The organism is bacterium SCSIO 12844, from assembly GCA_024397935.1.
Lineage (GTDB): Bacteria > Pseudomonadota > Gammaproteobacteria > Francisellales > Francisellaceae > M0027.
Map to the genome: position 1 here is coordinate 210,688 of CP073743.1, position 22,686 is coordinate 233,373.

19 protein-coding genes are annotated in these 22,686 nt (G+C 31.0%); 11 read left to right on the forward strand and 8 right to left on the reverse strand.

The window, feature by feature from the left end; genetic code table 11:
* Nucleotides 1–4: 4 nt before the first annotated feature.
* On the forward strand, nucleotides 5–2,344 hold the full coding sequence (locus KFE69_00985; GenBank protein ID UTW42753.1) for an MMPL family transporter: 2,340 nt from the start codon (nucleotides 5–7) through the stop codon (nucleotides 2,342–2,344).
* A gap of 55 nt (nucleotides 2,345–2,399) precedes the next feature.
* The gene (locus tag KFE69_00990; GenBank protein UTW42754.1) at nucleotides 2,400–3,179 is read left to right on the forward strand and encodes a hypothetical protein; all 780 of its coding nucleotides are present in this window, start codon (nucleotides 2,400–2,402) and stop codon (nucleotides 3,177–3,179) included.
* Here the strand turns inward: KFE69_00990 and KFE69_00995 are convergent.
* The 7 genes from KFE69_00995 to KFE69_01025 are packed head-to-tail and all read right to left on the reverse strand — an operon-like array spanning nucleotide 3,176 to nucleotide 13,209.
* A complete protein-coding gene (locus KFE69_00995) occupies nucleotides 3,176–3,955 on the reverse strand; it encodes an ABC transporter ATP-binding protein (GenBank protein ID UTW42755.1) in 780 nt (259 codons plus the stop codon). The genes KFE69_00990 and KFE69_00995 overlap by 4 nt on opposite strands.
* A gap of 8 nt (nucleotides 3,956–3,963) precedes the next feature.
* Complete coding sequence (locus KFE69_01000) at nucleotides 3,964–5,160, reverse strand: type III PLP-dependent enzyme (GenBank protein ID UTW42756.1); 1,197 nt, start codon at nucleotides 5,158–5,160, stop codon at nucleotides 3,964–3,966.
* Nucleotides 5,161–5,179: 19 nt separating this feature from the next.
* Nucleotides 5,180–6,898 carry a hypothetical protein gene (locus KFE69_01005; GenBank protein UTW42757.1) on the reverse strand — a complete coding sequence of 573 codons (1,719 nt, stop codon included), beginning with the start codon at nucleotides 6,896–6,898 and terminating at the stop codon, nucleotides 5,180–5,182.
* The gene (locus KFE69_01010) at nucleotides 6,895–8,115 is read right to left on the reverse strand and encodes an MFS transporter (GenBank protein UTW42758.1); all 1,221 of its coding nucleotides are present in this window, start codon (nucleotides 8,113–8,115) and stop codon (nucleotides 6,895–6,897) included. The genes KFE69_01005 and KFE69_01010 overlap by 4 nt, the downstream gene beginning before the upstream one ends.
* Nucleotides 8,105–9,850 (reverse strand): IucA/IucC family siderophore biosynthesis protein, encoded by a 1,746-nt coding sequence (locus KFE69_01015; protein UTW42759.1) that lies wholly within the window; start codon nucleotides 9,848–9,850, stop codon nucleotides 8,105–8,107. The genes KFE69_01010 and KFE69_01015 overlap by 11 nt, the downstream gene beginning before the upstream one ends.
* A 2-nt stretch (nucleotides 9,851–9,852) precedes the next feature.
* Nucleotides 9,853–11,049 (reverse strand): ATP-grasp domain-containing protein, encoded by a 1,197-nt coding sequence (locus KFE69_01020; protein UTW42760.1) that lies wholly within the window; start codon nucleotides 11,047–11,049, stop codon nucleotides 9,853–9,855.
* An 18-nt stretch (nucleotides 11,050–11,067) separates the two neighbouring features.
* Nucleotides 11,068–13,209 (reverse strand): TonB-dependent receptor, encoded by a 2,142-nt coding sequence (locus tag KFE69_01025; GenBank protein ID UTW42761.1) that lies wholly within the window; start codon nucleotides 13,207–13,209, stop codon nucleotides 11,068–11,070.
* 168 nt (nucleotides 13,210–13,377) lie between these two features.
* On the opposite strand from KFE69_01025, the gene KFE69_01030 reads away from it, so the two are divergent.
* The 8 genes from KFE69_01030 (at nucleotide 13,378) to KFE69_01065 (ending at nucleotide 19,991) form a co-directional block, all read left to right on the forward strand.
* On the forward strand, nucleotides 13,378–14,016 hold the full coding sequence (locus KFE69_01030) for a MotA/TolQ/ExbB proton channel family protein (protein ID UTW42762.1): 639 nt from the start codon (nucleotides 13,378–13,380) through the stop codon (nucleotides 14,014–14,016).
* A gap of 11 nt (nucleotides 14,017–14,027) precedes the next feature.
* The gene (locus KFE69_01035; protein ID UTW42763.1) at nucleotides 14,028–14,438 is read left to right on the forward strand and encodes a biopolymer transporter ExbD; all 411 of its coding nucleotides are present in this window, start codon (nucleotides 14,028–14,030) and stop codon (nucleotides 14,436–14,438) included.
* Nucleotides 14,431–14,814 (forward strand): biopolymer transporter ExbD, encoded by a 384-nt coding sequence (locus KFE69_01040; protein ID UTW42764.1) that lies wholly within the window; start codon nucleotides 14,431–14,433, stop codon nucleotides 14,812–14,814. The genes KFE69_01035 and KFE69_01040 overlap by 8 nt, the downstream gene beginning before the upstream one ends.
* Nucleotides 14,814–15,548, forward strand: a complete 735-nt coding sequence (locus KFE69_01045) for an energy transducer TonB (protein ID UTW42765.1) — start codon at nucleotides 14,814–14,816, stop codon at nucleotides 15,546–15,548. Before KFE69_01040 ends, KFE69_01045 begins: the two co-directional genes overlap by 1 nt.
* A 9-nt stretch (nucleotides 15,549–15,557) precedes the next feature.
* Entirely contained in the window at nucleotides 15,558–16,487 is a 930-nt protein-coding gene (locus KFE69_01050; GenBank protein ID UTW42766.1) for an iron-siderophore ABC transporter substrate-binding protein, read from the forward strand.
* A 20-nt stretch (nucleotides 16,488–16,507) separates the two neighbouring features.
* Nucleotides 16,508–18,514 (forward strand): iron ABC transporter permease, encoded by a 2,007-nt coding sequence (locus tag KFE69_01055; GenBank protein ID UTW42767.1) that lies wholly within the window; start codon nucleotides 16,508–16,510, stop codon nucleotides 18,512–18,514.
* 95 nt (nucleotides 18,515–18,609) lie between these two features.
* A complete protein-coding gene (locus tag KFE69_01060) occupies nucleotides 18,610–19,482 on the forward strand; it encodes a hypothetical protein (protein ID UTW42768.1) in 873 nt (290 codons plus the stop codon).
* Between the two features lie 95 nt (nucleotides 19,483–19,577).
* On the forward strand, nucleotides 19,578–19,991 hold the full coding sequence (locus KFE69_01065; protein UTW42769.1) for a hypothetical protein: 414 nt from the start codon (nucleotides 19,578–19,580) through the stop codon (nucleotides 19,989–19,991).
* 3 nt (nucleotides 19,992–19,994) lie between these two features.
* Here the strand turns inward: KFE69_01065 and KFE69_01070 are convergent, their stop codons facing one another.
* Nucleotides 19,995–20,852: a ChbG/HpnK family deacetylase gene (locus KFE69_01070; protein UTW42770.1), complete on the reverse strand. Its 858-nt coding sequence runs from the start codon at nucleotides 20,850–20,852 to the stop codon at nucleotides 19,995–19,997.
* Between the two features lie 38 nt (nucleotides 20,853–20,890).
* Between KFE69_01070 and KFE69_01075 the strand changes: the two genes are divergently transcribed.
* Nucleotides 20,891–22,663, forward strand: a complete 1,773-nt coding sequence (locus tag KFE69_01075) for a glycosyltransferase family 39 protein (protein UTW42771.1) — start codon at nucleotides 20,891–20,893, stop codon at nucleotides 22,661–22,663.
* Nucleotides 22,664–22,686: the final 23 nt, after the last annotated feature.

The following is a 22,686-nucleotide window of genomic DNA, read 5'->3' on the forward strand; positions in this document are numbered from 1 at the left end:
GATGATGAAGTATGCGAAATTGCGTTTTTTTTTATGGTTGCTTCTCAGTGTTATTTTGTGCACTTCATTTGCAGTGACGTTGATTATTAGAGGTTTTCCAGTTAATGCCAATATATTGGATTTATTACCAGAGACTGATCAATCACCCATTGTTAAAAAGGCAACTGAGCACTTATCAGCAACACTTGGCGATCAAATTATTTTCTTAGTTGGTAATAAAGATCAAAAAGCAGCTTATCAAGCGGCTGATCAATTGACAAAGCTGCTTGCTAAAGAGCAATTATTTGCAAAGATTAACAATGAAATTACAGCCGATACACAAAAAGCGTGGGGTAGTTTATTTTACCCACATAGATTATCTCTTTTATCGACTACAGATTATAAACTATTGGCTAATAACCAAGTTAAAAAAATTCAAACCAGTGCATTAGCCAAGCTATATAGCCCCATTGGGATTACATCAACTGGTTTACTTGAAAATGACCCTTATTTTCTATTTCAGAATTACTTAACTCAATTGGTAAGACCAACGTCAAATTTAAATTTATATAATGATCATTTGATGGCTTATTATCAAGGTAAGTGGTATAGCTTTCTTACAGCTAAATTAAAGGAAAGTGGCTTTTCACTTACCTTTCAAGATAAGGTAATTGAACAAATTGATCAAGCACAAGATGAAATTATCAAGCAATACCCAAATACGGAGATATTAAAAACAGGTACTTTATTTTATGCCAAAGCCGGTGCACAAGAGGCACAACATGATATTTCTGTAATTGGACTTGGCTCAATCATTGGTGTTATTTTACTTGTATTAATTACCTTTCGTTCTTTATCACCTTTGTTTTATACTTTATTTTCAGCGGCTATTGGCTTTATCAGTGCCTTTATGGTGACGTATTGGGTATTTGGCTCAGTATATTTATTTACCTTGGTTTTTGGCGCAAGCTTGATTGGTATTTCAGTTGATTATGCATTTTTTTATTATGCAGAATGGTTATTAGGTGGTAAAAACTGGAAGGTTTTAGAGGGGTTAAAGCGAATCTTGCCTGGTATTACTTTGGGATTAATTAATATTATTTTAGCTTATTTAATTATTTCACTAGCACCTTTTCCTGGGCTTAGGCAGTTAGCTTTATTTGCAATTGTTGGGCTATTTATGGCTTATTTAACGGTTGTCTGTGCATTTCCATTAATGTTAAAAGCAAAGAAAAAAACTTATACGCCTTGGATATTGAAAGTATCTAATCTTTATTTACGCCTATGGCAAAAAATACCACTAAGTATTATTTATTTAGTTTTTATCCTTATCATTATCATATCAGCTTTTGGTATTTATCAGCTTAAAGCTAATGATGATGTAAAAGCATTGGAGCATATGCCAAGTCAATTAGTCAAAAATGAACATAAGCTTAAAACGATTATTGGGAATCATACTGGATTAAGTTTTATCGTTGTTAGTGGCGTGACAAGATTTGAAGTGATTCAACGAGAAAAAAATATTACTAATGTCATAAAAGCACAATTTCCAGATATAAAAAAACCACTACTTGCCATTAGTCAATATATCCCAACCAAAGCACAGCAAGAGGCAAATTACCGTTTGGTTCAGAAAAAGTTAATGGGTAAAACATTAGTTAATTATTTAAAAAGTATTGGTATAGAGACAAAAAAAGCACAAGAAATTGCACATAAACTATCAAAAATGCCATTTGATCCATTAACGGTTAAAGATTGGCTTGAATCTCCAGCATCTGATCAATTGGAGTTTTTATGGCTAGGTAAAACAGATCACCTTCATGCATCAATGATGTTAATATCTGATCAAATCGGTTATAAAAAATTAGCAAATTTATTAAAAGTATATCCCTATGCTGAAGTAGTTAATCAAGCAAAAGATATCTCTAATGTATTTAAAACGTATCGTGAGCGCTTAAGTTGGTTATTAGGCTGTGTGTTTGTATTATTGTTTTTATTGTTATTTGCACGTTATGGTATTAAAAAGGCGATCAGTTATATTCTAGTGCCATTAGCCTCTGCAAGTTTAGGTTTAGCTGTTTTAGGCTTATTTAGTGTGCCATTAACCTTATTTAATATTTTGGCAATGATTTTGGTATTAGGGATTGCTGTTGATTATATTTTATTTTTTGCAGAAACACATGCAAGCTATCAAAGTACGATGCTTGCTGTGATGCTTTCGGCGATTACAACGGTATTGTCTTTTGGCCTTTTGGCTTTTAGTTCAACCCCTGTGGTACATTACTTTGGTTTAAGTGTTTTTGTCGGTATTGCTTGTGCGTTTTTATTATCACCTGTAGTGGTTGCATTAGCAAAACGAGAGTAAATTCATAAAAATGGTATAAATTCTGCTCAATAAATATTTATTCAACTTTTTTTATATGGTTTTATATTTACAAGAAAAAAATGAAACTAAAATAAGCACCATGCCAAATAATAGAAATCTGTATTTTATTCATAACGACATATTTAAGTATATCGTTGATGGTGATTATTACCTAGAAAGATCAAACTATCATGATAAACCTTATAAAATACATGTCAGTGTTGCAGAAGCATCTTTAGCTGAAGCTGCACGCATTATTTATGACTTATTAAAAGAAGCTAATTGCCCCATTTTAAAAATGAAAATCATCCAACCATTTAAACGTGATGAAAAATTTAATCTTAATTTGACAGATTTAAAACAATTTTCAAACGATTCAGATGAATATAATCAATCTATTGATTTTATGCAATCAATAGCAAGATATAAAGGTAAACATCAATTTACATTTTATTTTCAAGATGAAAATTATGATGAAGAAGCTGTAGTTAATTTCTTCTTAAAATTAGAAGAAAGATTTAAAATGGCAGGGATATTATCTGGTGAGAAAATAACATATCCTGATAAAAAATTATCTACTTTTATTAGTGGTCGTTGGGATAAAAACTCTAAAAATCAATACGTGCATCCATTGGATTTTTTAACTATTAATGTAGAAGAGCAAGATTATATGCTTAATAGTCAAGAGGAATGCACATTATTTGAACATATCAAAAACAAAGCAAGTTTAATGAAAGCTACAGCAAAAGAATCTACTGATAGCATATATTTATTTAATCAAATAACGTCAGATAAAAAATATCAGCCTTTAGATAAAACCATATCTTTTGACTAAGAAAAAAGTAGTAATTTTTGGCCATGTTGTTCAGTTAGTTTAATGTCTATTTCAAAGGCTTCTGATAATTTTTTGTTGCTGGCTAATGTTTCAGTCTTACCTTCGAGTATCAAGTTACCTTCTTTTAGAACAAAGCAATAATCACTAATTTGAAATGCATGGTTTAAGTCATGAACAACCCAAAGAATGGTTTTATGGTGTATTTGGTTTAATGTTTTAATTAGTTTTAATAATTGAATCTGATGTTTAATATCCAGATAGGTAGCAGGCTCATCGAGGACAATTAAAGGTGCTTCTTGTGATAACACCATAGCTAACCAAGCACGTTGCTGTAGACCGCCGGATAAACGACTGACATATTGATCCTTATACTCTGACATTTCAGTGACATCTAAGGCCCAATTAATAATCTTGTGATCATGTTGATTGAGTCGTTGCATAATACCTTGATGGGGGAAGCGCCCAGCTTTAAGTAAATCAAACACGCTAAATTGATCAGGAATCATAGAGCGTTGAGGTAAAAAAGCGATTTTTTTGGCAATTTCATTACGCTTGTATTGACTTAATGGTTGATTCTGCAGATACACTTCACCAGAAGTTGGATGATTTAAGCCAACAAGTAGTTTAAGTAAGGTACTTTTGCCAGAGCCATTAGGACCAATTAAGGCTGAGATTTTACCATTTGGAATCGCTATATTAATCTTATCTAAGATTAGCTTATCCTTTTTTTGATAGGATAATTGTTGTGTTTTTAATATAGAATCAGTTGTTTGCATGGCATATCCTAATCATTTTCTAAATAGATCATATCAGGGTGTGGGTGTGATAGAAAGTCATGATGAGAGATATTCCAGGCATAAGCACCTGCATGTGAAAATACAATAATATCTCCAACATGGAGTGTTTCAATTTCTGCATCATATGCTAATACATCTTTAGGTGTACATAATTGACCTACGATACTGATAGATTGATCATTGATTTGAGGTCGTTGATATTGATGATGCCATTGTGAGATATGCACTATTTCAAAAGGGTGACTATGACCTTGTGCGTACGGTGTTCTAAAATGATGAGTGCCACCACGACAAATCGCAAAATATTGATGATGTGTTTTTTTTATATCAATGACTTCAATTGCATAAAAACCACAATAAACGCTTAAGCTTCTACCACATTCAAACCGTAATTTAAGATTTTCAGCTTTTTTAGTTTGTAGCATTTCTTTTAAGCGATGAAAAAATAATTGCCAATCAAATCTGTGTGTTTTATCTAAATAGTTAACACCAATACCACCACCAACATTTAAATAGTGCAAATCAAGCTGAAATTGTTGATTTAAACGAAAGAGATAGTCAATATAATGATCAATTAAATCAACATGGTTAAGTTCATCAGTTTGAAATGAAATTAAATGAAAGTGTAGTCCTTTAAATGCAATTAATTGATGTGCTTTTAAGAAAGCTAGACATTTTTTTAGCTCACCTTCATCCATACCGAAAGGCGTTGCTTTGCCTCCCATTGTTAGCCTTGTTTGTTTTAAATTTTTAAATTCAATATTCAATCGTAAAAGCACATTGATTGGTTTATTTTTCTTAAGTGCAATATGACTGAGGCGTAATAACTCAAAGTAGCTTTCAACATGAATAAATTCAACATCATAATCAAGGCAGGCAGCTAATTCATCCTCTGTTTTTCCAGGACCCCCAAAAATAATATTTGCTTGTGGAAATTGCGCCTTTATTGATTTAAGCTCGCCTAATGATGCAACTTCAAAGCCGTGGCAGGTTTTATTTAATGTTGATAATAATTTTTTATCTGAATTTGCTTTAACTGCATAAAACATCTCACATTGACGAGGTAGTTGATCAGTAATCGATTTTGTATGTTGATACAGTGCTTCTAAATCATATAAATAAGCACAAAGTGGTTGTTCTGTGGTTATCTTTAATTGTTTAATTGCTTGAATTATCTTTTTCATTGGCTTACCTAATTATTATTTATACTTTTAAAAATGGATTATCAAAATTAACATATTGAGCATTTTTATCTGCAGTTTTCAAAAAGCGTGTTCTTAAATTTGCTTTATAAGGTAAATATGGATTGATTAGTAATTGCTGTATTTTTTCAGATAAATAACGATTATTTTTATTTGATGCTTGATAGTGCTTTAGAATATCTTTTAATGCTCTGTAAAGTTGGCATTCTAATTGATATGAATGATTACTTAAATAATGAATTGCACTAGCTAGATTATTAATGATTAGACAATAGATTAATCGATTCCAAGATTGTTTTTCTGTATAAAATAAAGCGTCTTTGCCATTTTGGGATAAATAGCTAAATTGATTTTTGTCCCAAAACTGTTGAGACAATTTACTCCCTTCTAAATCTCTAATATAAATTGCATTTGGTAGATTTTTATCATCAAGCTTAATTAGGATATTTTGTAAATGAGGTTCAAATACAACACCATGTTTGAAATAATAATCAAAACAAAATTCAATGAGATATTTAGCATAGTTATTAAACCATAAAAGTGTATTATGCTGATAATTTTGATTACTCATAGATTTGATTAAGTTAACAATAGATGCAGCTTGATTTTCACGATATGAAAAAAGTGACAGTGCTAAATAAGTTGATTGATAATCTTGTTGGTTAATATTATCGCGAATAATAAGACCAAAGTATTCTTGGATTTGATGTTTCATTTCCAGATCAGTGTCGATATCAACTGTAAATGCTTGTGGTTCACCAAGTATAATAGCATGATGGTTTTGATGCTTGATCTTATTTAAAATTTTATTAATTTCAATGGCGTTTTCAAGTTCGTAGAAGGCATTTTTTCTTAAGCAGTTAGTCAGTCTTATATGTAAAGAGAATTTGTAAAAATAGTGCTCTTGTGGGCTAAATAAGGTTCTGACAGATGAAGTAGGATAGAAATAATCACCTAAACTGCCAATAGGTTGAATATTATGTTGTTTTAAAATACTCATCATATGTGAATTATTAAGAATTTGTTCTGCTTGATAGGGATGCAATGGATATAAAATAGCGTCATCAGTTTCTTTGATTGCATTTGGTAAATTTAAATTAGTTGATGATTGGTAAGTTTTTAGAGCATTTTTTGGTACTTTAAAATAAGTGAGTTTAAATTTAGCAGAAACTTCAGGAGAAATTGCATTTAATTCTTTCAAACTAACACCAAATCTTGCTTTTGGTGCTGGATGAAATTCATGGCCAAATAATAATCCCTGCTCGGATTGAAGAAAGGTATTTTTTGATGGATTTAATTGCTTATATTGGATGAAGAAATTAATATTTCGGATACTATTTTTCGCTTGTTCGATTAATTCAAAATTCAGCAAAGTATGATGTTTAGATGCTAAATCAGCATTAATTAAATAAATTAAATCATCAAAAGTTAAAGTTTTTTGACTTGTTTTGATAGAGGGCATTGAAATAAAAATAAAGTAGTTGGCAATAGAAGGTCTTTTAATTTCAATTTCTAGTTGTTGATTAAAAATAACTAAGTTTAAGAAATATTTATTTTCTTTTTCAATAATCTGGTAATTATCATTACTTAGTGTCACTTCACGGATATAGCAGTTTAAAAGTGTGCTAGTGGCAAACTTGATTGTGCAATCAAACTCAATTAGTTCATTATTGAATGTAGCATGTTTAGGAGGTTCGTTCATTGTATTAGAGTGATTCATATTGCTTTCCTCTGATTTGAAATGCTTAAATCATTGAATTGGTAGATAATAAGAAATATTGCAAAGATAAAAAGTACTAAACTACTTAATAAAAATGGGCCACTAATACCAAAAAGACTAAAACAAATGCCAGCAAATATACCAGCTAAGACGCCACCATATTTGTTAAAGCTATCTAGCCAGCCAAAGATGTAACCTTCTTTTTGAGTGAGCTTAATACTGGCAATCATTTTATTAAGGCTAATATAACTGATTGTCATAAAAACCCCCATCAGTAGTCGAAGTATAAAAAATAAGCCACTACTTGAGATGAAAGCTTGAAAGGTAATGCTTAATGCAAGTAATAATAGTGATAAGATAAAAATGGTTACTTGGTTGGAATAATTGCTAATTTTGTGTTGAAGCATAAAAATAATGACAAGAAAAACAGCATGGGGTAAACCAAATAATAATCCTGAAATAAGTGAAAATTGGATATGAAAATGTTGTTGTGTTAATAAAATAAAATAGGGAAAGCTTGCAACAAGACCAAAGCTTAATATTAGATTAGCAATTAATAAAAAAGTATAGGGTAGGGTTTTGATTACATTTGTCTTTAACTCTATATCATTTGACTGTTTATGATGATCAATTGTTTTAATTGATAAGTTTGTATCATTTTCAATGGCAATTAAAACCCAAATAGCAGATATAAATGTTGCGATAGATAAAAGTAGGTAAATGCTAAAAACACTAAAATAATGAATTAACAAACCAATAATTATTGGCGCAATAAGAAATGATGCGCGTGCAGATACTTGAGTTAAATTAAGTAATTTACTTAATTGATTGCCTCGATTGGTTTTTGCAAGATAGGCATTAGCTGCAGCAAGTGTACCACCTAGTAAACCTTGTAAAGACAATGAAATAATAAAAAGGATTAAATGATCATGAGATAATGAGGCGAGTAAAAAGCTTAATGATAAGCCTATTTGCGCTCTTAAAATAGCAGATTTTTTATTAATTTTATCAGCTAATTTTCCCCAAAATGGGCTAATCAGTGCAGTTAATAAGGTTGGCAGTACATATAATAAACCAACTAATAGTGATGGCTTCATATCAAATCCATCAGTTAAAATAACACTAAAAAATGGCGCAATACCAAGTGTTGATGAAGCTGCAATAAAGTGACAGAATAATACAGCAGTTACTGATCGGTAACTTAGTTTATGACTCATATTTCATCCTTAAAAAGTTAGGTGCACTCTTGCCATAAAATTTATTAATATCTGAAGCTTGAGTAGTTGATTTTGGCAAAAAGGTACCTGAAGTATAAAGATATTTAATATCTAAATAATCTTCATTAAACAAAGTGTCATAGAGTATTTTTGTATTGATGCCTTGTTTATCTAACTGTGTTATTGTTTCATTTAACAACTCTGTTAATAACCGATAAGCATTTTTTCTAATCATTAACTTTTTATCGATTAAAGCTTCTAAAACACAGGCAATATTTAACTGCAAAATAATTGTGCTAAACATTTGAATTAATGCTGTTTCATCTGCTTGAATAATACGTTTATCTTGGATTTTGTCGATGAATGCTTTAGTACTTGGTAATTGATTAAGTAATGATTTTGAATTAATTCTAGCAGAATCATTATCTTTTAATAAAAGAGATAGTTTTTTATCTTTAGGGTTGATGATTAATTGTGAATTTTGCTGATTTGCTTCTAGCGCAATACCATAGTTTAATACTAAATTTAGGTGTACCACAAGATTCAGCTTAATATAGTGAGTTAGTAATAATTTTAAATCGCCGTTAAAATGCTCTTTGGCTAATTTTTCAATAACAAGTTGTTGGTTTTCTTGTGCTGTTAATGCGGCAATTGGAACGATAATTTGTTTATTAGTTTCATTTGGGTAGCGACGAATAATATAGGCAAGTGTTGGATTCTCATTAATATGGCCACCGCAACTTTCATCGGTAAGTTGAACTTTTGAATCAAGATGAGTATCAAGCTTAAGAATATGATTTAAAAGTGATTGAATTTGATGGCCATCATTTATAGTTGATGCTTTAATGGTGCGAATATTTTTAGCACTTAATGTACGGATATTTAATGGCAATTTAATATGCGTTTGCGCTAAATTTTTGACAATTACTGTACGTATAGATAATGTTGGCATTACAGTGAGATAGCTCTTCTTTGCGATGATAAAGGGAATATCTTCTTGATTAAGATTTTTAGTAATCTCATGATACATTTTTGGATGATAGGGTATGAAAAAATGGCTATTATCGAATGATTTATCTAGTTTAAGGTCTCGCGCATTTGGCCAGATATCAGGTAGTTGGCCTTGGTTTGAAAGGTGATGCTTTTCAATTGCTACCCATTGAAGTTTAAATTCAGCTTGATTTTCAATTGAATATTTCAGTAATTCATCATTTATAAAGCCTAACTTAGCACGGGCTGTTGGATAAAGTGGGTGGTCTAAAAATGAAGCAAGAAAATCATAATAATATAAATTTCTATCAGCATATTTAAATGTTTTAGATAGATGTTTTTGGCAAATAATATGTTGTAATACGGCCTGTTTATACTCATCAATCGTTAATTTTAATACATTACTAGTTTCAGTGTTTTTAAGTGAGAAGTTATTAAAAATAAGTTGAATTAGTTTAATGATGTTTGAAGATGGTTTTAGTTGGTTATCTGATGTGACAATAAACCATTGTGCAGAAATAATTTTAATTGTTTGTAAGAATTCTGCTTTAGTAACTTCAAAAATAAAAGACTGTTCATTGAGGTTAATTTGAATATACTTATTTTTAATTGGTAAGTTAAATTCAGCTAATTTTATACGATCTAGTAGCTTATACTGGAATAATTTTTCACGTATCATTGTATTTAAAATGCGCAAAATAATATATTTTCTTTCGTTGCGCCATAATGATAAATTAATTTTCATAACTAATTAATTTCCCAAATTAAATTTTTCTTTAAATGGTTGAGTTTTTCAAACAATAAGTCATCTGAATGACCATAGACTCGAATGGCGCTTAGATAGTCTTTATTCGAATGAGTTAAGTGAACTTGCGTATTTAATTGTTTGAAATGATCAACTGAATAATTAATATAATGATGTTGATATGAGTCTGCTTTAGGCAATTGAGTTAATATACCCTCGTTGATAGCTGGAAAATATTCGATACAAGCATAATTATATTGAAGTTTTAATATTGGTAGTGCTTTACCTAAGTAAAGCGCTATCAATGCTTTAAAGTAATTACTGTATAGTTCATTAAGCAAAAATTCCTTATAATCACCAACTGAACGATAGTTAATTTCAATAATTTCAACTTGGTTATTTACAATAGAGAACTCTGTATGACAAGCACCAAATTTGATATTAAGTTGAGATAGTATGTTAATCAGTTGCTTAATAATTGCTTGATCAAAGTGGCTTATCCAGTTAGCGCCTAACTCTATAAAGTAAGGTGGTTGTGTAATATTGGTTTTAAAGCCACCTAATAGATGAATGTTTTTACCATCTCCAATTGTTTCAATACTATAGATATCACCTTCAATAAAAGCTTCAAGTAAAATGCAAGTTTTAGCATTAGTCTGCCAAATGTTTTTGCAATATGTATTTAATTGATCAATATCTTGAATTTTTTCAACATCAATACTGGCAACACCAAACGTTGGCTTAGCAATACAAGGAAATGGAATTTGACTTATAACTTTTTTAAGTTCTGTTTCATTTGATACTTGTTGATACCAAAGTTGAGAAAGTTGTTTATCTTTGAGTGTTTGACGCATCATACTTTTATTTTTAACAATTAGCGTACTTTGAAATGATTTACCAGGTAACTGGTAGAATTCAGCAACAATTGCAGTTGATGTTTGTAAATGGTCACTATTACTAAATATGGCAATTGGTTTGAGGTGGTGTTGATGAATTTTAGTAATAATATCCATTGGATTAAAAACATCAGCTTTGATTAAATCAATGGCATTAGGGTATTTTTCAATCAGTTGAAGATGTTCGTCATAGCAGTCGGTGATGATTGTCACATTAAAACCAGATTGAATAATTTCAGGTAAAAAACCATCATTAATTGCTACGGTTTTAACATGTGTTATGATGATAAAAGATAACGCCATGATCTAAATTCCTTAAAATTAAAAAGTTAACATACCACTTAGTGTTACCGTTCGACCTGGTGCAGGTGTAATACCACCGCTGACATCAACATTTCTAAAATAGTATTGTTCATTAAAAATATTGTGTAATGCTAGAGAGATTTGTAATTGTTCATCATCTGAGAAGTGGTAATTTTTGACAATAGCTGCATTCCAAACCCAATAAGCAGGAATTGGTCCTTGTGAACCATCTGCAGTTTCAGGGTCAGTATTTTGTGGGTCGCTAAATGCAGAGCTATAATAATAGCCGCTAATATTAAAATTCCAATTATGATAATGATAATTTCCAACAAAGCTAAACTGATTTTTAGAGGTATAAGGTAGTCTGTTACCTGCATTTTCTCCCTCAAGAATAGTTGCATCTAAAATTGTATAGCCGAGTGTCAAGTCAAGATTTTTAATAAAGTAAGGTGTTAATTTCAATTGGCTTTCGATACCTTGTTGACGTGATTTACCAACATTAATTAATTCATCTGATTCATTTTTTTCAATCTTATTTTCAAAATCTGTTCTAAAAAAGGTAATTGTTGTCGCAATACTTTGGTTGATTTGCCAACGTGATCCTGTCTCGTAATTATTAGCAAGTTCCGCAGTTAAATCACTACCATTACTATTGGCAACTTGTGTCATTTGCGGTGGTAGCAAAGAACGTTGTGCATTAGCAAATAAATAAAGCGCTTTAGTTGCTTGATAGCCGATGGTAATGCCTGGTAACAAGTTATTATTAACATTGGTTTTACTTGAGTTTGTACTTTGTGTTGATGACAAATTATTAACAAAATTTTGCTCAACAGATTCATAGCGTACACCTGGTGTTATCTGTAATTTATCACTATCAAAGTAAAATGTATCGCTGATATAAAAAGCAAATGCATTAGTCGTTGAGTTCCAGTCGCGTTTTGTAGTGCTATCATTAGTAGCTATATCTTGGCTATAGACAGGGTAATGAATATACTCTCTTAAATAACGTGCACCGATAATAAATTTTTGTTTGGTTAGAAAGTAAGTCGTAAAAGTATAGCTAGGTTCACTTGCAAAGAATTGATAAACTCGTGGTGACTGATCAATTGAAGTTGGCGGTGTACCAACATTAACAGGTGACTGAAAAGTAAAGTTACGATGATTAAGTATGTAATAGTTCATCCAGTTAAATTGGTCACCGCTATCGAAATAATGACTGTATTTAATCGATGAGCGGTAAGCTTCTGATGTGTACTTATTATTTGGTGTAACCGATTGACGCCAATTATCATTATATTCTTCAGGCGTTAATGCTCCAGGTAACTCAGCATCAGCATGGTAATATTGAAGCTCAGTTTTAAACTCATCTTTAATGGTTAACCAATAGTCCATATCATATAAAAAATTATCAATTTTGGTATATGAATGTTCTCGATCACCATTACCGCGGGTGACATTAGCTTGTAATTGCGCTCCAAAATTATCTGTAAAATAACCACCAGTTCTTAGATAAGTCGTTGGTAATAGTTTGCCTGTAGGTGCTGAAGTAATTGATTGTTTAACTTGCGTTGTATATTTTTGTGGAATTGGTTTAGTAATGATATTTAAAACGCCACCCACATTGTTCGGTCCATATTGAACAGCAGCACCACCGCGAACTACATCAATACGATCAATCATATCAATGGTAACGGGAAATAAAGAAAGCCCAGTTGAGCTATAAGGGCCTAAAGCCAATGGTACGCCATTAAGTAGAGCTTGTAAGTCAACGCTTCTAAGTGGGTTTAAACCACGAACAGAAATATTAGGTAACACACCTGTGCCAGCTGTTTCATCTTCAATTCTAACACTGGGTATTTGTTGTAGGACATCTTGTATATCAGTTGCGCCAGAATTAACAATTTGTTTATTGGTAATAACAGAGCGTGATCCAGGGTAAGTTTTGACATCTTCTTCAGTGCCGTTACCTAACCAGCTACCTTCAACAACAAGTGCATCCTGATTTTGGTTGGTATTATTTTTATCTGAATCTTTTACTGTGCTATCAGCAAAGTTAATAGATGGCATGACTAAAACAGAACTTGCAATAATTGATAGTGGTAATTTTTTTTGATTGAAATATCTTAGTTTTGGTTTGTTAAGGCAATTCCTTATTTGCATCTTTCAAAAAGCTCCCCGAGTGATGAAATGCTACAAATAATAATGATTATCATTTGCATATTGTATTTTAAAGACCCGTAGTATAGCAAAAAAGGATCAAAATGCAATTGAAAATTATTCTCAAATAGGTAGAATGGTCAGCATATCACAAAGCTAGGAAATTGATCAATGCAAATTGTAGATAACAATTTTTTAATGCAACTGTATGATAGAGTTGGTTCAGTTGGATGTATTTTGATTTTATTAGGTGTATTTGCTATATCTTTGTTAATTGTTAAAATTTGGCAATTTACAAAGTTTGGTGTATGGAAACAATTTTTAATCAATCATACAATTTCAGAGAATATTAAAACATCTGATTATACTGATGCTATTGAGCAGTTGAAAAATGTTAAAAATCCGATAGCCAATGTAATGATTAGTCTTGTGAGACTTAAATTCATTGAAAAAAGAACGCAATTAGAAGTTAATACAGAAATAGAGCGCTTAGGTAAAAAATACCTTAATCAGTTAGAACAATACTTAAGACCTTTAGAAGTTTTAGCACACCTTTCTCCTTTAGTCGGTTTATTAGGTACAGTGCTAGGTATTATTATGGCTTTTTCAGCCATTAAATCAGCAAGCTTTGTAGACCCTGCTTTACTATCTGCAGGAATTTCACATGCATTGATTACAACTGCTTTAGGTTTAAGTGTGGCAATTCCTTCTCAAATTGGTTTTCATTATTTAGATAGTGTGGTTGAAAAGTTTAGGGCTTCTCTATCAGATAATGTTGCAAAATTTATTCAACAACCTATAGCCTCTTAAGTTTTTATCTGATGGATTTTGAACGAAAAAAACGATTAAAAGCAATTAGTCTTGTGCCAATGATTGATGTTTTATTGTGTCTTTTAATCTTTTTTATGTTAAGCACCCAATTTATTCACTGGGGAAGTATCCAATTACTGACCGAAGAAAATCATAAAAATAATACTCAGATAAAAAGTCAGTTAGATAAAAAAACAATTTATTTAAGCTTATTAAATAATCAACAAGTTCAGTTTTTAAATCAAAAAGTTAGTTTAAGTAATATCAGTCAAAGCGTAAAAACTAAATACCATAATTTAGAAAATTTAATTGTTGAAGTTAAGGTGGCAAGCAAAGCTAATTTACAATCTACAGTTGATTTAGTTATGAGCTTAAAAGCAATTGGTTTAAAGAATATTAAGCTTGAGAATGACCATGTTTGAATCAAAAAAAGACAAATCGCGTGAAGTAGAGACGGTATTTTCATTAATTAACATTATTTTTCTATTAATTGTTTTTTTCCTAGTTGCAGGACATATTAATAGTAATCAGTGGCATGTAAAACCACCATTGGTTGATAAGACAAATGACATTAATAAACAAACTTGCACACTTTATATAAAAACGGATGGTATTTTTTATCAAACAAAGAAAGTAGCTTTGACAAAAAAGGAGATAAATCAGATTAACCAATCATGCAAAGGGCAAATTATTTTAGCAGCCGAAGCTAATTTAAGTGCGACTAAAATGATTATAGCACTTAATCGACTTAAGTCATCATTTAAGCAAATTGAAGTTTTAGTTTCGAGCCATATCTGATGGATATTCAACTACGTCATATAGGTATCATATATTTTCTGTGTATGCTTATAGCGTCTTTATCTCTATTTATTTGGGCATGCCAAACACTAAATCAAAAGCCAATTGGTGGTGTATTAGGTGAAGAATATAATGTTAAATTAAGTTTAATTACCTCACCTGAGGCAGTAAAGATAAATACAAATACATTAAACAAAGTAGTTCAACCGCTTGTAAAAAAACAATCTTCTATTAAAGAGAAAACACAACTCAAACATCATGATAATGATAAAGTCAATAAAATAGATAAAGTGACGAAAGTTAAAGACGACATTAGTCAAAAGGCAGTAGATCATACCGTTAAAAAGCTAATATCTGCCCAAGCTATTTATGATAAAAAAGTATCAAAAATACAAACAGCTCAAATGACTAAGGGTGCTAAAGAGGCAGGTTTAAATGGAACAAGCCATATTACACCAAGCTATATTCAGCAGGTATTAATCCATTTACAAAAGTATCGCTATTATCCACCTCTGGCGCAAAGACGTCATTTAACTGGTAGTGCAAAAATGAATTTAGTATTAGATTGTCAAGGGCAATTAATCTCGTATCACATCATTCATTCAACCAGTGTGGATTTATTGGATACTGCAGCGATAAAAATGATTAAAGATGCTCAACCTTACCCAATACCTAAAGACTGTAAAGCAGATTTTAATATTGATGTACCCATTATTTTTAAACTTAATCACTAGGAATATTAAATGATCAAACGATTAAAACGATATATATTACTTTTACTTATAATGAATATAATAGCTTCAGCTATCTATGCTGAGACATCAAAAGTGCGCGTTATTACCTTAGAGCATCGTTATACCGAGATGGTATTAAGTTTAGGGCTAAAGCCTGTGGGTGTTGCAGATATAAAAAGCTATCAGTTATTTGATGGTATTGATAGTGCTCAATTGGATGGTGTTACTGATGTTGGCAGACGAGCTGCCCCGAGTTTACAAGTAATAACATTACTCAAACCGAGTTTAATTTTAGGGGCTAAATTACGCAATCAGTCTACTTATCCAGTTTTATCATCCATAGCACCAACAATATTATTTGATTATATTCAAATGCCAAATAATAAAACAAATGCATTAGATGAAATGATTTTGGAGTTTAACCAAGTAGCTTATGCAACACATACTCAAGCTCAAGCAACACAAATTTTGCAACAATATCATGCAATATTAAAGCAAGCTAAAGAGAAAGTTAAAGCATTAAAATCACATGGTCAATTGAAAACTGATCGTGTAGCCATTGCTCAATTTTTACCGGGAAGCCCTAAAATCAGATTATTTAGTGCAGATTCAGTAGCCATTGAAGCTTTGAGAGAAGTTGGTCTTAAACCAGCTTGGCCAATAAAAGGTGGTGATGCAAATTTAGGTTATTTAACGGTCAGTATTCAGAGATTATCAAATTTAGGATTATTGAATTTTTTCTATTTTAATGAGCGATCTGATGACTCACAATTAGTTAAAACAATTCAAAGTCCTGTGTGGCAAAGCTTTCCTTTTGTAAAAGCAAAATTAACCTATCGAATGAAAACAGATACTTGGCCTTGGGGTGGTCCTTTAGCAGTAGCTGACTTTGTTCAACAAATTGTCAATGACTTAGAACTAAGAAGTATAAATAGTTAATGAGCTTGAAAGAAATAAATATGAAGCGTAATGATTATTTGATAAGACCTATATTAGTGGTTAGTTTATTTTTACTATTACTATGTATTATGGCAAGTTATTATCTCGCTTTTGAATCCGAGCATTCGATAACGCAAGTACTAGCAGAACTGGCTACTTTTGATGTAAAAGATAATGTCATTTTATGGTATATGAGTTTACCAAGGCTATTTGCAGGTATATTAGCAGGTATGGCTCTAGCTTTAGCTGGTGCATTATTTCAAGAAGCCAGCCGTAATTTATTAGCTTCACCAAATTTATTAGGTGTTAGTTCTGGCACACATCTTGCATTAGTAATTGGCTTAATTTGGTTTCCTGCTTTTAGTAGTAGTCACTTAATATTATTTGCTTTTGTAGGTGGTATGATAACGGTAACTTGTGTTTTTCTTATTACAAGAAAAGACCCTCAGCCAGTTAGAATTATTTTTTCTGGTGTTGCCATTTCATTAGCACTAAGTGCATTAGCCGCTATTTTGAGTTTGTTTTTTGAACAAAATGTTGGTGGTCTTTTTTTATGGGGTGCAGGAGATGTTGAGCAGCAAGGGTGGGCTAATATTAGCCATACTTGGGCTTGGATTATTATACCTTCAGTTTTTATTATCTTATTTAATCGCTATATAGCGATTTATGCTTTAGGAGATGATCAAGCAAGCGCCTTAGGTATTCCTGTGACATCAATACGTTGGTTGATGATTATCATTGGTGTTATCTTAACAGCAAGCGCTGTTATTTTAGTTGGTCCGGTTAGTTTTATTGGTCTTTTTATTCCAAATATTTTACGTGTTCTAAAAGTTAAATTAAATGCATTTTTCTTTATCATAACAGCGATGTTAGGCGCAGTAATTTTACCATTAGCTGATTTAATTCATTTAAGTATTAGCCATTATTATTTATATAATATTCCAGTAGGTGTATTAACGGCAGCTTTAGGTGCTCCAATACTATTAGTTGCATTATCAAAATTAGGTCACCTAACTTTTAGTCAGAATGAAAGTATTAAACTTATCAGACTTAAAGTAGTCATTAAAGCACGATATTTAATTATATTATTGATTTTTTGCAGTATTTTAAGTTTGATTTATAGTAGTGGTATTTATATTTCAATTAAGTCTATTGTTACTTATGATTTGTTTAAACCAGGCCTTAATCACTTTTTATTATTTAATTTAAGACTACCAAGAATTTGTTTGGCTATTCTAGCAGGTGGTGCATTAGCAGTCAGCGGATTATTTTTTCAAGGCATTATACGAAATGTATTAGCCTCACCGGAAGTATTAGGTATTAGCCAAGGATCAACTTCTTTAGCCTTATTTTTATTATTATTTGTACCACAAGCTAGTTGGTGGAGTATTCAATTAGCAGCGATAATAGGTGGTTTGGCAGCATTTTTAGTTGTTATACTCGTTGCCAGAAAAATGGGATTTAGACCTTTACAGTTAGCAATGATTGGAATTTCACTTGGTGCTTTGTATGCTGCATTAAACACAAGTTTATTAGCATTTGCCGGTATGCGTGTTTCAGAGACAATTCGATGGTTATCAGGTAGTCTATATGGTGCTGATTGGTCATCAGTGAATCATTTATTATATATAGTTATATTGATTTTACCGATTTGTTATTTAGTTGCGCCTTGGATTGATCAATTAGCATTGGGTGAAGAAAAGGCCAAAAGTTTAGGTTTAAATCTATCAAAGGCTAAGTTTATTTTATTGTTATTGGCAACTATTTTAAGTGCTTCTGTAGTTGCAAGTATAGGTATGTTAGGATTTATTGGGTTAATGGCACCACATTTAGCAAGAATAATGGGTTATAAGTCAACAAGAAATCAAGTTATTATCAGTTTTTTAATTGGTGCAATTCTAACTTTAGTAGCTGATCTTTTAGGCTCAATTATTTTTTCACCTAACGAAATTCCAGCAGGTTTAGTTGCATCTGTTATAGGCACGATTTATTTATTATTTTTATTAAACCAACAAGCAAAAGAATAATGCGATATTAAAAATGAAAAATAACGGAAGCATTTTATCAAAAAATACATTAGACTGGGGGTGGATGATTATGAATTTAATCAGGAGAGTTACGGATGCTCGAAGGTCATATTATCAAAATCACTCAGGCAATAGAAGCCCAAGCTATTGATGAGATGTTTGAATACTTCTTACAAGTTGGCTTAATTATCTCTAATGATCAATTGCGAAAATATCAGCAGCAAAAAGATATAGATACTAAGGTTTTAAGTTTAGATCAAATTATTAAATATTATTCATCTAAAATAGCATATAAATATCAAAAAATATCAAAAAACTATCCACTGTATATCGCAGCATTTTATGAGCAAATTAGTGAACGTTATCGCCTGGCAGTCGAATCTGAAAATAGTTTTTATGTTAAAACCTTATTTGCACCGCTTAAAATTGGCTTAATGTTATACCAACGCATTCATAATATAGAGTTATCTGAAAGTTTATATAGAGATGAAAAATTTAATGTATTAACACAAGAAATTAATCAATTAATTAATAAAAAACTGCAATTTAATGATGCTTTAAATCATTCAGGCTTAAATCCTATTGCTTGTGAGTATCATCATTGTGATGCTAATCAATTGAAAAATTTTTCTTCATTAGTAGAACAAGTAGAAGTCATGTCAGAGAATTTACAAAAACAGTTAACCAGTATGGGTCAATGTGAATTATTACAAATGATTTATCGTTATAAAAATTTATTATATCCACTTTTTTCTTATCATTGTATTTCAGCTGAAACTGAAGATGACAAGTTTGGTGTATCGGCAAGTATTACAAGTTTAAATCAATGGTTTCAAAGTGCATTTTCAGACTATAAGCAATTTCAATGGTTATACTTTCCACATTTACCTTTTTATCAGGTTCATGGTGCAACTAAATTATTTAATCAATCCAATAAAACAATTAGTAATTCATTAGCATTATCTTAATAATTATTTTAAAATTGAATTTTATTGAAGTTATGATATATTGTTATGCTAATTAAATACCAATCATGCATTATGTTAATTGGAGAATATTTTTAATGCCACTGCCATTTTATAAAAAGCCTTACCTTTTCTTATTTAGTTTTTATCTGGGGTTACAGATTATCATATGCTATGTCTACGGTGGTTGGTTAATTGTTAATATACATGATCTTGATGGCTATGTTGGCTCTGCGAAAGTTTTTTTTATCACAACTGATATTAGTATCTTATTTTCAGGCTTAGTATCACTCGCATCTTTAGCAGTTTTACAGTTAAGGCTTGCTGCAAAAATTTTATTGTTTATTAACATGGTTATTTATATTGCTATGATGATTTATGATTTTATCAATCCACCACCATCGATTAGTGAACTTTTATTGTATATGAGTTCTTCTTTTATCGTAATCTTAGCTTATGTTGTTTATGAAGTATTAATTCAAAGAATCTATGTAAATGAAGATAATGAATGAGACTTATGGTTGTTTCAGTGAAATATGATAATCTTTGAGTGTATTTAGATAATCATCACTTTTAAAATATTTTAATTCAGTTTCACGTGATTGACTTAATACATCGGAATCAATTTTATAGCCTGGATGACACATAATAAGGCCATTATCTGTAATGTGCTTTAATGCATAGCTGAAAGTCTCTGAGAATGTATTTGGATGAAAATTATAAATACCACCAAAACTTAAGTTATGCGGGATATTTTTTTGCTTTAATAGCTGTTGTAGGCGTTTAGCACCAGAGAATTGGATGATAAATGATTTTAAGTTACGCTGATCTACGATATAGGCTACATTGCGGATAAAAGTATTGGTTTTTTTTAGATGATATTCATCATAAAGCCTTAATACAGCTTCTCTTACGATGGGTAAATGATGGATATGTTGATGCCCATCTAAAAAATGGGGCATTTGATTAAAGGTATGGATAAATTGTTCAAGTTGTGCTTTTAATTCTAAATAAATTGAATTTAGGTTTAATAGTCGTAGCTGTGATCTTAATAATAGCTTGTTAAGTGAATTAAATTGACCATTATTACTTAAGCTATAGGCTTTAGTTAAGGGGCTGCCTTCTGTTAAGTTTAAATGAAGTCCAACAAAAATATGATCAAGTGATTTTAAAAGTAGTGCATCTGTTTGAAAGTCAGTAAAATTCGTTAAACAGCTTGTTGCATTAATACGTTTTAACTCAAGTAATTCAAAAATACCTTTAGAAATATCAGCTGCTTGACCAAAGTCATCTGCACAAATGATAATGGATTTGCTTAATTTTTCATTTTCATCACACTTTTGATGTTTTTGTGAAAAGCTCTCTGCTACCATATTGAAGTCTTAATCGATTATACTTTAGGAAATTGTAGATGATTGAAACTAAATCACAACACAATCTAAGCTTAGGCAATAAAAAAATACCCTCATGGCAAGTGGATGTACTGATTTTAGGTCTATGGTATTGTATTTATTTCTTATTTATGTTGGGTTCACGTCACTTAAGTATTCCTGATGAAGGACGATACCCTGAAATTGCTAGAGAAATGCTTACTTCAGGTAATTGGATAACACCGACAATTAATGGTGTCCCCTTTTTAGATAAACCAATTCTTTATTATTGGCTTGAAGCCTTATCAATGAAATGTTTTGGTGTTAACCCATGGGCTATTCGCCTGCCACAGGCTTTATTTGGTATTATTGGCTGTTTGTCGCTGTATGGCTTTGCAAGAGTACTTTATTCAAGAAGTGTGGCATTATTGGCAAGTTTAATCTTATCGGTGAGCTTACTGTATTTTTTTGCAGCGCATTATGCCAATATGGACTTGATTGTTGCTAATCTATTATGGATCTCATTTTTCTTTTTTATCTGTGCATTACGGATACCTTATCCTTCATACAAACGACGATTATTAATGTATTTGGTTTATATTATCGCTGGATTAGCATTTTTAACCAAAGGCTTAATGGGTGTTGTATTTCCAGCAATGGTGATTATTATTTGGGTGCTATTAACAAAAAAGTGGCGCCAATTATTAAAAATTTATTTACCAACAGGGATACTATTATTTGCGCTTGTTGTTGTGCCTTGGTTTTACCTCGTACAAAAGGAAAATCCAGATTTTTTATACTATTTCTTTTATTATCAGCAAGTGCATCGCTTTGTCGGTAGTGGCTTTAATAATCAATTAGGCCCGTGGTTTTATTTTGTAATTGTTTTAGCAGCCTTTTTACCCTTTAGTCTTATGTTGTTACATCGCCTATTACCTGGTTTAAAATCAATTTGGAGTAATCGTTTTAGGGATGATACAACGCTTTTAATTCAGCTGTGGGTTGTATTGATTTTTATCTTCTTTAGTATTCCAAGCTCTAAAATTGTGGGCTACATACTACCAATTATTGCACCATTGGCTTTATTAATTGCTTTATCTTTTGAGGCAATGATTAACGTAGGTATTATTAGAAAAAGCACTAAAGTTATGCATACATTGGCTAGTATGATATTTCTAGTTATTGCCATTGGCGCATTAATCTATCCTTTAATACAGAAAGAGTTTTCAACGAGCCTGTTATATATAAGCTTTATACCCGCTGCAATTGGTGCTTTGGGTGTTTTTTTAAGTTTATTTTATTCATTTAAAAATCAATTAAAAAAAGCACTCTATATTATTGTAGTTTCAATGATTATATTCAATGCATCAGTTTTAACAACAATCCCCATATTTGATAAGAAGACATCACAGCCTTTAGTTAATATCATCAAACCATATATTCATAAAAATACAGTTTTTGTCTCTTATGAAGATTACTGGGAAGATTTGCCACTGTTATTACAGCATCATGTCTATGTTGTTTATCCATGGAAACAAAGAAATGAATTTGAATCTGATAATTGGGCTCGTGAATTTTATTTTGGAATTCAACAGTATCAGAAAACGCATCATAGCAAGTGGCCAAAGTATTTAATTACTGAAGAAGATTTCGCTAAACTTTGGTTTTCGAGCAAAAACATCTTTGTATTTATGGATCAATCCAAATTAAAACAGTTTAAGTATTACTTTAGTAATGAAAAAACAGCAATTAAGGTTTATGGGCGTTACCGTAATGTGTTTGTGGTTGGTAAAATTATAAAGCCATCACCTTAAAACATTTAACAGCAATTCCCGCT

What these genes read in the sequence shown, in the direction of transcription:
- KFE69_00985 (UTW42753.1), top strand. Translation starts at nt 5, where the DNA reads ATGAAGTATGCGAAATTGCGTTTTTTTTTATGGTTGCTTCTCAGTGTT.
- KFE69_00990 (UTW42754.1), top strand. Translation starts at nt 2,400, where the DNA reads ATGGTTTTATATTTACAAGAAAAAAATGAAACTAAAATAAGCACCATG.
- KFE69_00995 (UTW42755.1), bottom strand. Translation starts at nt 3,955, where the DNA reads ATGCAAACAACTGATTCTATATTAAAAACACAACAATTATCCTATCAA.
- KFE69_01000 (UTW42756.1), bottom strand. Translation starts at nt 5,160, where the DNA reads ATGAAAAAGATAATTCAAGCAATTAAACAATTAAAGATAACCACAGAA.
- KFE69_01005 (UTW42757.1), bottom strand. Translation starts at nt 6,898, where the DNA reads ATGAATCACTCTAATACAATGAACGAACCTCCTAAACATGCTACATTC.
- KFE69_01010 (UTW42758.1), bottom strand. Translation starts at nt 8,115, where the DNA reads ATGAGTCATAAACTAAGTTACCGATCAGTAACTGCTGTATTATTCTGT.
- KFE69_01015 (UTW42759.1), bottom strand. Translation starts at nt 9,850, where the DNA reads ATGAAAATTAATTTATCATTATGGCGCAACGAAAGAAAATATATTATT.
- KFE69_01020 (UTW42760.1), bottom strand. Translation starts at nt 11,049, where the DNA reads ATGGCGTTATCTTTTATCATCATAACACATGTTAAAACCGTAGCAATT.
- KFE69_01025 (UTW42761.1), bottom strand. Translation starts at nt 13,209, where the DNA reads ATGCAAATAAGGAATTGCCTTAACAAACCAAAACTAAGATATTTCAAT.
- KFE69_01030 (UTW42762.1), top strand. Translation starts at nt 13,378, where the DNA reads ATGCAAATTGTAGATAACAATTTTTTAATGCAACTGTATGATAGAGTT.
- KFE69_01035 (UTW42763.1), top strand. Translation starts at nt 14,028, where the DNA reads ATGGATTTTGAACGAAAAAAACGATTAAAAGCAATTAGTCTTGTGCCA.
- KFE69_01040 (UTW42764.1), top strand. Translation starts at nt 14,431, where the DNA reads ATGTTTGAATCAAAAAAAGACAAATCGCGTGAAGTAGAGACGGTATTT.
- KFE69_01045 (UTW42765.1), top strand. Translation starts at nt 14,814, where the DNA reads ATGGATATTCAACTACGTCATATAGGTATCATATATTTTCTGTGTATG.
- KFE69_01050 (UTW42766.1), top strand. Translation starts at nt 15,558, where the DNA reads ATGATCAAACGATTAAAACGATATATATTACTTTTACTTATAATGAAT.
- KFE69_01055 (UTW42767.1), top strand. Translation starts at nt 16,508, where the DNA reads ATGAAGCGTAATGATTATTTGATAAGACCTATATTAGTGGTTAGTTTA.
- KFE69_01060 (UTW42768.1), top strand. Translation starts at nt 18,610, where the DNA reads ATGCTCGAAGGTCATATTATCAAAATCACTCAGGCAATAGAAGCCCAA.
- KFE69_01065 (UTW42769.1), top strand. Translation starts at nt 19,578, where the DNA reads ATGCCACTGCCATTTTATAAAAAGCCTTACCTTTTCTTATTTAGTTTT.
- KFE69_01070 (UTW42770.1), bottom strand. Translation starts at nt 20,852, where the DNA reads ATGGTAGCAGAGAGCTTTTCACAAAAACATCAAAAGTGTGATGAAAAT.
- KFE69_01075 (UTW42771.1), top strand. Translation starts at nt 20,891, where the DNA reads ATGATTGAAACTAAATCACAACACAATCTAAGCTTAGGCAATAAAAAA.